14 protein-coding genes are annotated in these 14,261 nt (G+C 64.3%); 7 read left to right on the forward strand and 7 right to left on the reverse strand.

Annotated features, from left to right (window positions below):
• Positions 1–88: 88 nt before the first annotated feature.
• The 5 genes from ABE459_RS10355 to ABE459_RS10375 form a co-directional block, all read right to left on the reverse strand.
• Positions 89–2,059 carry a diguanylate cyclase gene (locus ABE459_RS10355; RefSeq protein WP_323831232.1) on the reverse strand — a complete coding sequence of 657 codons (1,971 nt, stop codon included), beginning with the start codon at positions 2,057–2,059 and terminating at the stop codon, positions 89–91.
• 96 nt (positions 2,060–2,155) lie between these two features.
• Entirely contained in the window at positions 2,156–3,010 is an 855-nt protein-coding gene (locus tag ABE459_RS10360) for an endonuclease/exonuclease/phosphatase family protein (protein WP_110995023.1), read from the reverse strand.
• Positions 3,011–3,022: 12 nt separating this feature from the next.
• Positions 3,023–3,658 (reverse strand): thiol:disulfide interchange protein DsbA, encoded by a 636-nt coding sequence (dsbA, locus tag ABE459_RS10365; RefSeq protein ID WP_258705461.1) that lies wholly within the window; start codon positions 3,656–3,658, stop codon positions 3,023–3,025.
• A gap of 212 nt (positions 3,659–3,870) precedes the next feature.
• Positions 3,871–4,488 (reverse strand): c-type cytochrome, encoded by a 618-nt coding sequence (locus tag ABE459_RS10370; RefSeq protein WP_110995021.1) that lies wholly within the window; start codon positions 4,486–4,488, stop codon positions 3,871–3,873.
• Positions 4,489–4,519: 31 nt separating this feature from the next.
• Positions 4,520–4,822: a c-type cytochrome gene (locus ABE459_RS10375; RefSeq protein ID WP_110995057.1), complete on the reverse strand. Its 303-nt coding sequence runs from the start codon at positions 4,820–4,822 to the stop codon at positions 4,520–4,522.
• A 208-nt stretch (positions 4,823–5,030) separates the two neighbouring features.
• On the opposite strand from ABE459_RS10375, the gene yihA reads away from it, so the two are divergent.
• Positions 5,031–5,663 (forward strand): ribosome biogenesis GTP-binding protein YihA/YsxC, encoded by a 633-nt coding sequence (gene yihA, locus ABE459_RS10380; RefSeq protein WP_125462081.1) that lies wholly within the window; start codon positions 5,031–5,033, stop codon positions 5,661–5,663.
• Between the two features lie 425 nt (positions 5,664–6,088).
• On the opposite strand, the gene polA is transcribed toward yihA, so the two are convergent.
• Positions 6,089–8,854 (reverse strand): DNA polymerase I, encoded by a 2,766-nt coding sequence (gene polA, locus ABE459_RS10385; protein WP_323831231.1) that lies wholly within the window; start codon positions 8,852–8,854, stop codon positions 6,089–6,091.
• A gap of 75 nt (positions 8,855–8,929) precedes the next feature.
• Between polA and ABE459_RS10390 the strand changes: the two genes are divergently transcribed.
• Both ABE459_RS10390 and ABE459_RS10395 read left to right on the forward strand, forming a co-directional pair.
• Positions 8,930–9,217 (forward strand): DUF2782 domain-containing protein, encoded by a 288-nt coding sequence (locus ABE459_RS10390; RefSeq protein ID WP_110995018.1) that lies wholly within the window; start codon positions 8,930–8,932, stop codon positions 9,215–9,217.
• A gap of 72 nt (positions 9,218–9,289) precedes the next feature.
• A complete protein-coding gene (locus ABE459_RS10395) occupies positions 9,290–10,240 on the forward strand; it encodes a homoserine kinase (RefSeq protein ID WP_323831230.1) in 951 nt (316 codons plus the stop codon).
• Between the two features lie 126 nt (positions 10,241–10,366).
• Here the strand turns inward: ABE459_RS10395 and ABE459_RS10400 are convergent, their stop codons facing one another.
• On the reverse strand, positions 10,367–11,323 hold the full coding sequence (locus ABE459_RS10400) for a zinc ABC transporter substrate-binding protein (protein ID WP_323831229.1): 957 nt from the start codon (positions 11,321–11,323) through the stop codon (positions 10,367–10,369).
• Positions 11,324–11,341: 18 nt separating this feature from the next.
• Between ABE459_RS10400 and zur the strand changes: the two genes are divergently transcribed.
• The 4 genes from zur (at position 11,342) to ABE459_RS10420 (ending at position 14,208) form a co-directional block, all read left to right on the forward strand.
• Complete coding sequence (gene zur, locus ABE459_RS10405) at positions 11,342–11,827, forward strand: zinc uptake transcriptional repressor Zur (protein ID WP_110995015.1); 486 nt, start codon at positions 11,342–11,344, stop codon at positions 11,825–11,827.
• On the forward strand, positions 11,824–12,597 hold the full coding sequence (gene znuC / locus ABE459_RS10410) for a zinc ABC transporter ATP-binding protein ZnuC (protein ID WP_323831228.1): 774 nt from the start codon (positions 11,824–11,826) through the stop codon (positions 12,595–12,597). Before zur ends, znuC begins: the two co-directional genes overlap by 4 nt.
• The gene (gene znuB, locus ABE459_RS10415) at positions 12,590–13,372 is read left to right on the forward strand and encodes a zinc ABC transporter permease subunit ZnuB (protein ID WP_323831227.1); all 783 of its coding nucleotides are present in this window, start codon (positions 12,590–12,592) and stop codon (positions 13,370–13,372) included. The genes znuC and znuB overlap by 8 nt, the downstream gene beginning before the upstream one ends.
• A 128-nt stretch (positions 13,373–13,500) precedes the next feature.
• Entirely contained in the window at positions 13,501–14,208 is a 708-nt protein-coding gene (locus tag ABE459_RS10420) for a PA5502 family lipoprotein (RefSeq protein ID WP_323831226.1), read from the forward strand.
• The last annotated feature ends 53 nt before the right edge of the window (positions 14,209–14,261 follow it).

Here is a 14,261-nt window from a genome sequence, read left to right on the forward strand (position 1 = left end):
CGGGTTTGATCGATCGGTTGGCGATGCGCTGAAAACCAGCGCTCGCCCGCAGTGTCGATGACCCCGCAGCGTCGCAAGCGGTATCTATTTATGCCTGTTCGACGCGATTGCGCCCTTTGTCCTTGGCCCGATACAAGGCTTCGTCCGCGCGCTTGAGCACCTGGTCGCCACGCTCGCCGGGGCGGAAGGCGCTGAGGCCGATGGAGGTGGTGATCACCACCCGCTCACCCTTGAAGTGGAACGGGCAGGCTTCGATCGCCGCACGCAGTGCTTCGGCAACCTGCACCGCGGCGGGCGGTGAGGTCTGCGGCAACAGCAAAACGAATTCCTCACCGCCGAAGCGGGCGATGAAGTCTCGACCACGCAGGCGTTTGCGCAACTGGTCGGCGACGATCTTGAGCACTTTGTCGCCCGCCAGGTGGCCATAGCCATCATTGATGCGCTTGAAGTGATCGAGGTCGAGGATGGCCATCGCCAGATGGCCGCCGTTTTCATGCCAGTCGAGCACTTCCTGGTCGACCCGCTCGGACCAGGCCGCGCGATTGGGCAGGCCGGTCAGCGGGTCGATCATCGCTTTCTGACGCTGCTCTTCGAGGTGCTCACGGTAACCCAGGGCCTCCTGCTCCATGCTCGCCACACGCTCGGCCAAGCCATGCAGGCGACCGGCCAGCTCCTGCTCGCGGCGGTCACGCTCGTGCTGGTGGTCGTCCATGGTCAGCAGCAACCCTTCCAGGCGGCCTTCCAGGATGTGCTTGAGGCTGTCGACATCGGCAGCACCCTGCACGCTGCTCTGCAGGCCGTCGACCTGCTCGCGCAGCTGGCTGTCCAGCTCGCGAGCGGCGGAGCTGTTGTCGGCATGGCCGGTACTGGCTTCGTGCAGATGGCTCTGGAAGCTTTCCAGGCGTTCGTTGAGCTGCTGCAGGTAGGCTTCGAACTCGTGTTGGCCGCTGTCGGTAATGGCCAGCATCAGGACCGCCAGGTCATCCAGCACCGGGATCAGTTCATACCAGTTGAGGCCGCGCGCCACGCGCTCGCGCATCTCCAGGGCCTGGGCCTTGTGGCGCTCGGGCAGGCTGAGGTCGTCGAGCAGGCCGATCAAGGTCTGCTCGATATGAGCGGCCACCTGGCTGTAGGGCGGCTCGACAGCGTCGGGCAGGGCATAGGGGCCGTCTTCGCCAGCCAGCTCTTCGAGCGTCTGTACGGGTGATGGCTGGGAGACTTCGGGCACAACATCGGCAGGTAATGGCGCAGGCTCGACCGCCTGCTGCTCGATGATCTGCGTCTCGGGTTCAGGGTCGGCTTGCGGCTCAGCCTCGGGTTGCGGCCGGGGCGCCGCGAAAACGGCTTCGACGGCTTCGACCAGTACCGGGCCTGATGCCTCTATTATCGGCTGCGGCGGTGGGGCGGGCTCGCTGGCCGCGAACGGATGGAGCTCGTCGGCATCCTGTGGTTGGGTATCCGGTACGGCAACCAGGCTCGCTGCTTCCTCAGGCTGGGCAGGTTGTGGCGCAGGCTGCGGCTCACCCTGCGCTTCATCGCGCCCACCGAACAGACGCTGCAGCAAACCCGGGCGAGCTTCGTCGTCCGGCTTTTGCACCGCGCTCAAGGCTCGCCCTTGCAGACCGCTGAGCTCACCCAGCAGAGGCGGCAGTTCACGGGACTGGCTGACGCCGCCGTCGAGCTTCTTCGCCAGTTTTTTCAGGGGCCGCGAAACGTCACCCGGGAGCGGCAAGGCCTGCAGTTGGTTGACCAGTGCCGTCAACGCATCGCTGACCTGGTTCATGCGGGTTTCCCGACGCTGCTCGGAATCGAGCACGGCCTTTTCCAGGCGTGGGATCAACCCGGCGAGCCCGGCGTCCATATTGTCGCTGCGGATGACTTCGCGCATTTCCTTCATGCACTGGTCGACGATCTTGTCGCTACCTTCCGCTGCCAGGGTGCTGCGCACCAGGCCACGACGCAACAGGTCGAGCCGGGCGTCCCAACGCCGCTCGAGCTTTTCCTGCTGTTCGATGCTTTTAAGGTACTTTTCTTTCCAGCGCTCGGCTTCTTCGCTCATGCCTGAATCCGCAAAGGGTGATGGCATCTAGCCCTGTGATGACTGGATTTCGGCACAAGTCCCCAACACTTGAACGCGCCGATCACATACGCAGGCCTAGCTCAGGACCGGCAGCGTATCCACAGTCAGGGCATCAGGCAATCGGATCTCGACGGCGACGGGCAGGTGATCGGAAATCGGTTGTGCCAGCACCTCGACCCGTTCCAGGGTGAGGCTCGGGCTGAGCAGGATGTGATCGAGGCAGCGCTGTGGCCGCCAGCTCGGGAAGGTGGCCTCGACCTGTGGGGCAATCAGCCCCAGATCGCGCAGCGGCGAGTGCTCGAGCAGGTCGGTGGCGTGGGTGTTCATGTCACCCATGAGGATCTGATGACGGTAGCCGCCAATCAGCTCACGAATATAGGCCAGTTGGCGGGCGCGGGTCTTGGCACCCAGCGCCAGATGCATCATCACCACGATCAGCGCGTCATCACCTTCGCCAAAGCGCACCAGGATCGCGCCCCGACCGGCCGGGCCGGGCAGCGGGTGGTCTTCCAGGTGCTGGGGCTTCAGGCGGCTGAGTACGCCGTTGCTGTGCTGGGCGAAACGCCCGAGGTTGCGGTTGAGCTGCTGGTACCAGTAGGGGAAGGCGCCCAGCTGGGCAAGGTGCTCCACCTGGTTGACGTAGCCTGAACGCAGGCTGCCGCCATCGGCCTCTTGCAAGGCCACCAGGTCGAAATCGCCGAGCAGGTCACCAATCTTCTGCAGGTTGCCCGCTCGCCCGGTATGCGGCAGCAGGTGCTGCCAGCTGCGGGTCAGGTAATGACGGTAGCGCTCGGTGCTGATGCCGACCTGGATGTTGAAACTGAGCAGCCGCAGGCGACCATCCTCTGGCAGGCCAGAGGCCTGCAGGTGATGTTCGTTGACCTGCGGCTGGTGCAGGCCGACGCCACGGGTAGGGCGCAAGCGAGCCATGGGGTTCGCCGCTTACTTAGCGGCGCGCTCCTTGGCGATCAACTGGTCGGCAACGTTCAGTACGCCTTCCGGACCACCTGCGGTGCCCAGGTCGAAGCGGTACTTGCCGTTGACCACCATGCTTGGCACGCCGGTGATTTCGTACTTCTTGGCCAGTTCTTTGGCCTGGTTGACCTGGCCCTTGATGGCGAAGGAGTTGAAGGTGGCAAGGAACTTGTCCTTGTCCACGCCCTGGGTAGCCAGGAAGTCGGCCATGTCTTGCGGGTCGGTCAGGCGCTTGCGCTGGTTCTGGATGGCATCGAAGACTGCGGCATGTACCTTGTGCTCGACGCCCATGGCTTCGAGGGTCAGGAACATCTGGCCGTGGGCATCCCACGGGCCGCCGAACATGGCGGGGACGCGCTTGAAGTTGACGTCCTTGGGCAGCTTCTCGGCCCACGGGTTGATCGTAGGCTCAAAGTGGTAGCAGTGCGGGCAGCCGTACCAGAACAGTTCGACCACTTCGATCTTGCCCGGCACGGACACGGGGACGGGGTTGCTCAGCTCGATATATTCCTTGCCGGCGGTGGCAGGCTCCGCGGCCTGTACGGCGGTCATACCGAACACGCTGGCGGCGACCAGCGCAGCGCTGAGAATCAGTTTACGCATGCTTTACTCCTGAGCAGTCTTTGGTCGCCTCGACGCGACCTGTCTGGGACAGGCCGGGAAGGGCGTGAGTTCTGTAGTGTACGACCCTGAACGAAAAAAAGGGCAGCACGGGCTGCCCTTTCATCTTTGTCGCACATCATTAACCCATTGTTAACGCGCGGGTTGCGAAGCCCTGTTGCCGGCAGGCAGACGCCAGGACCTGGCGACTGACCTCAGTGCAACCCCTGGATGTAGCTGGAGAGCGCCTCGATATCCTTGTTGCTCAGCTTGCCGGCGATGGTGCGCATGGTCATGGCGTCGCCGTCGTTGGTGCGGTTGCCCTCACGGAAATCAGTGAGCTGCTTGGTCACATACTGCGAGTGCTGGCCACCGAGGTGCGGGAAACCGGCCAGGGCGATCCCTGCGCCGTTGGGCGAGTGGCAGCCGGTACAGGCGGGCATGCCTTTTTCCAGGTCGCCGCCGTTGAACAATGCGCGGCCTCGTTCCACCAGTTTCGGGTCGGCTGCGCCGACACTGCCTTTCTGGCTGGAGAAGTACGCGGCGATATCGGCCAGGTCCTGGTCGCTGAAGTTGGCGAGCATGCCCGTCATTTCCAGCACGGTACGCTTGCCGGCCTTGATATCGTGCAGCTGTTTTTCGAGATAACGTTCGCCTTGGCCGGCGAGTTTCGGGAAGTTCGGCGCCAGGCTGTTGCCGTCGGGGTTGTGGCAGGCGCCACAGACGGCCGTCTTGGCCTGGCCAGCGGCAGCATCGCCTTTGATGGGTTCGGCAGCAGTGGCCGCACCCGCGACACCCATGGTCAACAGCAGACTCACGACTAGTTTGTTCATCAGCTAATCCAACACGGCTAAGGGTGAAATGTTATGTATCGGGACTGCCGCTCATCCAAAGGATGACCAATCGGTAGTCCTCGGCACTGCAGTCCATGCACAATCCACGCGGCGGCATAGCCTTGAAACCCTGTGTAACATGCGCCACCAGTTGCGCCATGCCTTGCGCCAGCCTTGGCTCCCAGGCCGCCCGGTCACCCCGTTTGGGGGCCTGTGGCAACTGTCCGGCGTGACAGGCCGCACACGTGCGGTTGTACAACGCCTCGGGATCCTGTGTAGCCTGTGCGCTGAAATACGGCAGGAACATACCGACAGCAAGCAGCCATTTCGCCATGCGGAACGACCTGACAGGGTTGGGGGCCGCGCTGCGTTCTGTTGCGCGAGCTATTGTTCGGCACCCCATGCCCGTTCTCCTTCGCTGGGAGAATGAGCACACAAAAACTGGGGCATTATATACTTCCGTCATCCAAACGGAAACGACACCGCTTGCCGCGCCTGGGCCAACCGTTCCAGTGCCGGGCAACACCCACATCGGATATCCCATGCAAGTCAAGAACCCCATCCTCGGCCTCTGCCAGAAAGCCACCTTCGCCCTCAGCGCCGCCAAGGTCGAACAATGCCCTGAAGACCAGGGTTACGAGGTGGCCTTCGCCGGCCGTTCCAACGCCGGCAAATCCAGCGCCCTCAACACCCTGACCCATGCCAGCCTGGCGCGGACTTCCAAGACCCCAGGCCGCACCCAGCTGTTGAATTTCTTCAGTCTGGACGATGAACGGCGTTTGGTCGACCTGCCGGGTTACGGTTATGCAAAAGTGCCGATCCCGCTCAAGCAACACTGGCAAAAGCACCTGGAAGCCTACCTGGGCAGCCGCGAATGCCTGCGCGGGGTAATCCTGATGATGGACGTGCGCCATCCGATGACCGACTTCGACAAGATGATGCTCGACTGGGCCAAGGCCAGCGGCATGCCCATGCACATCCTGTTGACCAAGGCCGACAAGCTGACCCACGGTGCCGGCAAGAACACCCTGCTCAAGGTGCAGTCGGAAATTCGCAAGGGCTGGGGCGACAGCACCACCATCCAGCTGTTCTCGGCGCCCAAGCGCCTGGGCCTGGAAGAGGCTTACCGCGTGCTGGCGGACTGGATGGAGCTGGAAGACAAGCCGGTGGCGTGAGGCGATACCCGTTTTTGTAGGAGCGGCCTTGTGCCGCGAAAGGGGCGCAACGCGGCCCCAGGATCTCGAGCCCAACCCAAGATTGCAGGGGCTGCTGCGCAGCCCTTTCGCGACACAAGGCCGCTCCTACAGGGCAGTGCAAAGCCTTGAATCGCAGGCAAAAAAAACCCCGGACTTCGTATGGGGAGGGGGAAGTTCGGGGTCTAAGTCCGGACCGCTAGGGCGGGGTCCAGATATCTGCCAACACTTAACACAACATAGGAGCATCGAAAGGCTTCACCAGCCATTCAGTTACTCTGAGTGGCGGTTCACCGGATTAGTTCCGAGGCCCTCAAAACTATTTGAAATAGTTTCATGAACCAGCCGATCTAAGGCCAGGACCCGCGACACCACGCCACAGATCCTACACAGCTTTCACCCCGCGTTTAGTGAGCTTCGTCCCAATTCGAGCCGACGCCCACTTCCACCAGCAGCGGCACGTCCAGCTCGGCGGCGCCACTCATGTAGCCGCGAATTTCATCTTTGACCTGCTCCACCAGGTCTTCGCGCACTTCCAGCACCAGTTCGTCGTGCACCTGCAGGATCACCCGCGCATCCAGCCCGCTGTCGGTCAGCCAGTTGTCCACCGCCACCATGGCGCGCTTGATGATGTCCGCCGCAGTGCCCTGCATCGGCGCGTTGATCGCGGTGCGTTCGGCGCCTTTGCGCAGGGCCGGGTTCTTGGCGTTGATGTCCGGCAAGTACAGGCGGCGCCCGAACAAGGTTTCGACGAAGCCCTGCTCGGCCGCCTGGGCGCGGGTGCGTTCCATATAGGCCAGCACGCCCGGGTAACGGGCGAAGTAGCGGTCGATGTAGTCCTGGGACTGTTTGCGGTCGACACCAATCTGCTTGGCCAGGCCGAATGCACTCATGCCGTAGATCAGGCCGAAGTTGATCGCCTTGGCGCTGCGGCGCTGGTCGGTGGTGACTTGCTCCAGCGCCACGCCGAAGACTTCGGCGGCGGTGGCGCGGTGCACGTCCAGGTCGTTGCGGAAGGCGTGCAACAGCCCCTCATCCTTGGCCAGGTGGGCCATGATGCGCAGCTCGATCTGCGAATAGTCCGCCGCCAGCAGCTTGTAGCCGGGGCTTGCGACAAAGGCCTGGCGGATGCGTCGGCCTTCGGCGGTGCGCACGGGAATGTTCTGCAGGTTCGGGTCGCTGGACGACAGACGCCCGGTGGCGGCGACCGCCTGCTGGTAAGAGGTATGCACACGCCCGGTACGCGGGTTGATCTGCCCCGGCAGCTTGTCGGTGTAGGTGCTCTTGAGCTTGCTCAGGCTGCGGTACTGCATCAGCACCTTGGGCAGCGGGTAGCCTTGCTCGGCCAGGTCGTCCAGCACGGCTTCGGCGGTGGAGGGCTGGCCCTTGGCGGTCTTGCTCAGCACCGGCATGCCCAGCTTGTCGTAGAGGATCACCCCCAGTTGCTTGGGTGAGCCAAGGTTGAATTCCTCGCCGGCCAGCTCGAACGCCTCGCGCTCCAGCTCGACCATCTTCGCCCCCAGCTCACCGCTCTGCACCCCCAGCAGCGCGGCATCGACCAACGCGCCCTGGCGCTCGATCTTCGCCAGCACCGGCACCAGCGGCATTTCGATGTACATCAGCACTGGCAGCACGCTCGGCGTTTCGGCCAGCCGCGCCTGCAAGGCATGGTGCAGGCGCAGGGTGATGTCGGCGTCCTCGGCGGCGTAGGGACCGGCCTTCTCCAGCGGGATCTGGTTGAAGGTCAGCTGCTTGGCGCCCTTGCCGGCGATGTCTTCGAAGCTGATGGTGGTGTGCTCGAGGTACCTCTGCGCCAGGCTGTCCATGTCGTGACGGCTGGCGGTGGAGTTGAGCACGTAGGACTCGAGCATGGTGTCGTAGGCCACGCCGCGCATCTGGATGGCCGGGCTGCCGTTGGCCAGGATGTTGATGTCGTACTTGGCGTTCTGGCCGATCTTGCCTTTGGCCGGGTCTTCCAGCAGCGGCTTGAGCGCCTGCAGCACTGCCTCGCGGTCCAACTGGGCAGGCGCGCCTTCATAGTCGTGGGCCAGGGGCACGTAGGCAGCCACATTGGGTTCGATGGCGAACGACAGGCCGACCAGTTGCGCCTTCTGCGCATCGAGGCCGGTGGTTTCGGTGTCGAAGGCGAACAGCGGTGCCTGACGCAGCTTCTCCAGCCAGGCGTCGAAACGCGCCTGGTCAAGGATGGTTTCGTACTGCGGCTCGACCTTGGCCGCGGGTGCCTCGAGCACATTGGCAGTGCCAGTGGCGGCGCCCTTGGGAGCTGCCTGGGCAGCATCACGCTGCACCTCGGCGACCCAGCTCTTGAACTCCATCTCGGTGTACAACGCCAGCAAGGCTTCACGGTCCGGCTCGCCGCAAACCAGGGCGTCAACCTCGACATCCAGCTCCACATCGCACTTGATGGTGGCCAGCTCGTAGGAAAGGAAGGCCGCGTCGCGATGCTCCTCAAGCTTGGCGGCCAGGGTCTTGGCCCCGCGAATGGCCAGGCCCGCGACTTTGTCCAGGTTCTGGTACACATCGCTCAGCCCGCCACCGATACCGGTCAACAGGCCCACCGCAGTCTTCTCGCCAACACCCGGCACGCCGGGGATGTTGTCGACCTTGTCGCCCATCAGGGCGAGGAAGTCGATGATGTGTTCGGGACCGACGCCAAACTTCTCGTGCACGCCAGCCACGTCCAGCACGCTACCGGTCATGGTGTTGACCAGCGTAACGTGGCCGTCCACCAGCTGGGCCATATCCTTGTCGCCGGTCGAGATGATCACCGGCCGACCGGCGGCCGCGCTGCTGCGGGCCAGGGTACCGATCACGTCATCAGCCTCCACACCCTCGACACACAGCAGCGGGTAGCCCAGGGCACGCACGCTGGCATGCAGCGGCTCGACCTGCACCCGCAGGTCGTCGGGCATGCTTGGGCGGTTGGCCTTGTACTCGGCGAACATGGCATCGCGGAAGGTCCCGCCCTTGGCATCGAACACCACCGCGAACAGGCTGTCGGGGTATTGCTTGCGCAGGCTCTTGAGCATGTTCAGCACGCCCTTGACCGCGCCGGTGGGCAGGCCTTTGGAAGTGGTCAACGGCGGCAGCGCGTGGAAGGCACGGTAGAGGTAGGAGGAACCGTCCACCAGGACGAGGGGCGCTTGGCTCATGAGGAGAATCAACCTTTTCGACGGGTCCGGCGCTAGAATAGCCAGAATCATTGACGACAAAGGGACTAGGTTATCATGCGTACATTGAATCGCCTGTTAGTGCTCGGCCTGTTGGCAACCATGCCAGTCGTCACCCTGGCGGCGGACGACGCCCCATCGGCAGATCCCGATGTGACCATTCGCACGGAAGGCGACAAAACCATCCAGGAATACCGGCAAAACGGCTTCCTGTATGCGATCAAGATCACGCCGAAAAACGGCAAGCCTTATTTCCTGGTACGCGCGGATGGCACCGATGCCAACTTCATTCGTTCCGACCAGCCGGACATGCTGATCCCGGCCTGGAAGATCTTCGAGTGGTAAGCCAGTAACGCGTATCGTTCTTATCAACCAGGCACTTCCCGGGGGAAGTGCCCGCATGGGCAATTTTTCAACATGTCAGTCTTCACCCCTGTGTCCCGGCCTGAGCTGGAAACCTTTCTGGCGCCCTACGAGCTGGGCCGTCTGCTCGACTTCCAGGGCATTGCCGCCGGCACCGAGAACAGCAATTTCTTCGTCAGCCTGGAACAAGGGGAATACGTGCTGACACTGGTCGAGCGTGGGCCGGTGGAAGACATGCCGTTTTTCATCGAGCTGCTCGATGTGCTGCACACAGCCGACATGCCCGTGCCCTATGCCCTGCGTGATCGCGACGGCAATGGCCTGCGCGAGCTGTGCGGCAAGCCGGCACTGCTGCAGCCGCGGCTGTCGGGCAAGCACGTGAAAGCGCCGAACAACCAGCACTGCGCCCAGGTGGGTGAATTGCTCGCACATATCCACCTGGCAACCCGCGAGCACATCATCGAGCGCCGTACCGACCGTGGCCTGGACTGGATGCTGGCGTCCGGTGCCGAACTGCTGCCGGGCTTGACCTCCGAGCAGGCGCAACTGCTGCAACCGGCGCTGGACGAGATCACCGCGCACAAGGCGCAGATCCTCGCCTTGCCCAAGGCCAACCTGCACGCCGATCTGTTCCGCGACAACGTGATGTTCGAAGGCTCTCACCTGACCGGTGTGATCGACTTCTACAACGCCTGCTCCGGGCCAATGCTGTATGACATCGCCATCACTGTGAACGACTGGTGCCTGGACGAGCACAGCGGCCTCGACCTGCCCCGCGCCCAGGCGCTGCTGGGCGCCTACGCGGCGCTGCGGCCATTCACCGCGGCCGAAGCCGAACTGTGGCCGCAGATGTTGCGGCTGGCATGCGTGCGCTTCTGGCTATCGCGATTGATTGCCGCGCAGGCGTTTGCCGGGATGGACGTGATGATCCATGACCCAAGCGAGTTCGAAGTACGCTTGGCGCAGCGCCAGCAGGTGGCGCTGAAGCTGCCGTTCGCCTTGTAACCGCGTCGGCATCTTCGCGGGTAAACCCGCTCCCACAGGGACCGAGCACTCAGGGGATAGTAGCTCCCACAGGAGCATGCCATCCCTGTGGGAGCGGGTTTACCCGCGAAAGGGCCGGTCCAGGCGCTAGAGCTGTTCCAGGCAGCCCGCCAGATCGCCACCCAGCTTCTCCAGCAAGCGCTCATAGCCCTTGGCGTCCACCGGATCAGTGCCGCCCAGGGCATCCAGCTCGGCCAGCCGCACCGGCAGCCCCGCCGTCAGCGTCTCGGCCAGGCGCGGGCGCAGCGGCGGCTCGCTGAACACACACGTCTTGCCCACTTCCTGCAGGCGCTTGCGCATCGCGGCGACGTGCTGCGCGCCCGGCTGCACTTCGGCAGCGACACTGAACACGCCGGTGTGCTTGAGGCCATAGTTGGCCTCGAAGTAGTCGAACGCTTCATGGAATACGAAATACGGCTTGCCGGCGATCCCCGCAACACGCTGCTTGATGCGCAGGTCCAGGGCATCCAGGCGCTCGACGAAGGCTTTCAGGTTGCCCTGGTAACGGGCCGCATTGGCCGGGTCGGCCGCCGCCAGGTCAGCAGCCATCTTCGTCGCAACCACCCGCGCGTTGACCGACGACAGCCACAGGTGAGCATCGAGGCTGCCCGGGCGGTGGTCATGGTCGTGATCGTCGTGGTCGTCTTCGTCGTGAGAGTGGCTGTCCTCACCGAAATGACGCAGTTGCATGCCTGCCAGCGACTGCACGGCCACGGTTGGCTTGCCGCGACTGCCCAGCACGCGGGGCAGGAAGCTCTCCATGTCCGGGCCGATCCAGTACAGAAGGTCGGCATCGCCAACCTTGCGCACGTCAGACGGGCGCAGCGCGTAGTGATGCGGGGAGGCACCCGGCGGCAGCAGCACATCCGGGCTGCCGACACCGTCCTGCACCGCAGCGGCAATCTGTTGCAGGGGCTTGATGCTGGTCAGCACGCGCACGTCGGCCTGGGCCGAACAGGCGATGAAAGCGACAAACAGGGCAAGGAATCGGGACACGGTGGCTACTCGGCTCGTCAGAAACAGGTAACATAATAACGTCTCCATCCTGAACCGTCGCTGCCCATGTCCATCACGCCGCTGGCCCACCGCCCCCACGATCACTCCCACTGCGTGCACAGCGCACTGGCCGAGGCCGACACGTTGTGCACCCGTCAGGGCCTGCGCCTGACCGCCTTGCGCCGCCGCGTGCTGGAGCTGGTGTGGCAGAGCCACAAGCCGCTGGGTGCCTACGACATCCTCGCCGTGCTCAGCGAGCAGGATGGCCGCCGTGCGGCGCCGCCGACCGTGTACCGCGCCCTCGACTTCCTGCTCGACAACGGCCTGGTGCACCGCATCGCCTCGCTCAACGCCTTCATCGGCTGCAGCCACCCCGAGCACGCGCACCAAGGCCAGTTCCTGATCTGCCGCGAGTGCCACGTGGCCATCGAGCTGGAGCAGGACAGCATCAGCGACGCAATCATCGCCAGCGCCAAGGGCGTGGGCTTCAGCGTCGAAACCCAGACCGTGGAAATCGTCGGCCTGTGCGCCAACTGCCGGGGCGCGGCATGAGCGATGCCCTGATCCGCCTTGAGCAGGTCGGCGTCAGCTTCGGCGGTGAAGCGGTGCTCGACAGCATCGACCTGGCGGTGGCACCGAAGCAGATCGTCACCCTGATCGGCCCCAACGGTGCCGGCAAGACCACCTTGGTGCGCGCCGTGCTGGGGCTGCTCAAGCCGCACCGCGGCAAAGTCTGGCGCAAGCCCAAACTGCGCATCGGCTACATGCCGCAGAAAATCCAGGTAGACCCGACGCTGCCCCTGTCGGTGCTGCGTTTCCTGCGCCTGGTGCCCGGGGTAGACCGCGCGGCAGCCTTGTCGGGGTTGCAGGAAGTCGGTGCCGAGCAGGTGATCGACAGCCCGATCCAGACCATCTCCGGTGGCGAGATGCAGCGTGTGCTGCTGGCCCGCGCACTGCTGCGCGAGCCCGAGCTGCTGGTGCTGGACGAGCCGGTGCAGGGTGTCGACGTGGTCGGCCAGACCGAGCTGTACAACCTCATCACCCGTCTGCGCGATCGCCATGGCTGCGGCGTGCTGATGGTCAGCCACGATCTGCACCTGGTAATGAGCACCACCGACCAGGTGGTCTGCCTCAACCGCCACGTCTGCTGCTCGGGCCACCCGGAGCAGGTCAGTGGCGACCCGGCCTTCGTCGAGCTGTTCGGCCAGAACGCCAAGAGCCTGGCCGTCTACCACCACCATCACGATCACAGCCACGACCTGCACGGCGCAGTGATCGCCCCTGGCACCCATGTTCACGGAGAGCACTGCAAGCATGGCTGATTTTCTTCTGTATGCCTTGCTTGCCGGCCTGGCGCTGGCGCTGGTGGCCGGCCCCCTCGGCTCGTTCGTGGTGTGGCGGCGCATGGCCTATTTCGGCGACACCCTGTCCCATGCCGCGCTGCTCGGCGTGGCGCTGGGCCTGGCCCTGGATGTCAGCCCGGCGCTGGCGGTGACGGTCGGCTGCCTGTTGCTGGCAATCCTGCTGGTGACCCTGCAACAGCGCCAGCCGCTGGCGTCCGACACCCTGCTCGGCATCCTCGCCCCCAGCACCCTGTCGCTGGGGCTGGTGGCACTGAGCTTCATGCACGACGTGCGGATCGACCTGATGGCCTACCTGTTCGGTGACCTGCTGGCGATCAGCACCACCGACCTGGCCTGGATCCTCGGTGGCAGTGCGCTGGTGCTGGTGCTGCTGGCGGTGTTCTGGCGCCCCTTGCTGGCCGTCACCGTGCACGAGGAGCTGGCGATGGTCGAGGGGCTGCCCGTGGCGGGCCTGCGCCTGGCGTTGATGCTGCTGATCGCCGTAGTGATCGCGGTAGCAATGAAGATTGTCGGCGTGCTGCTGATCACCTCGTTGCTGATCATCCCGGCGGCCGCGGCACAGCGTCACGCCCGCTCACCGGAGCAGATGGCCCTGGGCGCCAGCCTGCTGGGGGTCACGGCCGTGTGCGGGGGGCTGGCCATGTCCTGGTTCAAGGACACCCCCGCCGGGCCGTCGATCGTGGTCTGCGCGGCGGTGCTATTCTTGCTGAGCCTGGCGTTGCCAAAGCGCTGAAAAATCAGGCTGTGAACCAACGCAGCCTGCAACCTTTACGCAGGTTCAAGGTCAATCAGACCTATTTTCGAGCGTGCGCACCTGGGTGTAGACTTGCTCGCTTTTTGCGCAAATAGAGAGTCGCAGGAATGAAGCCGTTCGCCTCACGTTATCTGCTTGTTGCCGCGTTTTCCCTGTTCCTGACGGCCTGCGCCAGCACGCCCGCCGAGCAGCCGGCCGCGCCTGCCCAACCGGATGCCTGGCAGCAGCTGGAGCAGAACATTGCCAGCAATGAGCTGGCCACCGCCGAAGATCAACTGGCCGCCCTGCAGGCCCAGGCACCCGACGATGCGCGCCTGGAGCCCCACCAGCGTCAGCTGGCCGAAGCGTATCTGCGCCGAAGCCAGATCGTCCTGCAGAAAGGCGATGTGAATGCCGCCGCCACCGCGCTGGCCCGCGCCCGTGCACTGATGCCGCAAGCGCCGGCCGTGACCGGTGGCGACACCATGGCCCATGCACGCAAGGCCGAGCTGGAAAAAGCCGAGGCTGCCCTCAAGGCCGCTGCGGCACAACCCAAGGCCCGGCTGCTCGACCCGACCGCTCCGAGCACCGTGGTCGCCCTGAAGACCACCGACAGCCGCGCCCTGCGCCGCCAGCTCGATGACATCGCCGCCGACGTGGTGAACTACCAGTGCGACGTGGTGTTCCAGGTGCCCCGCACCCAGGATGCGCCCTGGCTCAAGACCCTGCTGCACAAGCGCGTGCACAAGCTCGACAGTGATTTCGTGCTGAACCAGAAGCACGAGATCCAGCGCTCGCTGCCGGCGCAGGTGGTATTGATCCCCCATCAGCAGTGAATCAATCGCGGGGCAAGCCCGCTCCCACGCGTTATCCAGCGTGGGAGCGGGCT

Origin of the sequence: Pseudomonas sp. TWI923, from assembly GCF_039673365.1 — a bacterium.
Lineage (GTDB): Bacteria > Pseudomonadota > Gammaproteobacteria > Pseudomonadales > Pseudomonadaceae > Aquipseudomonas > Aquipseudomonas sichuanensis.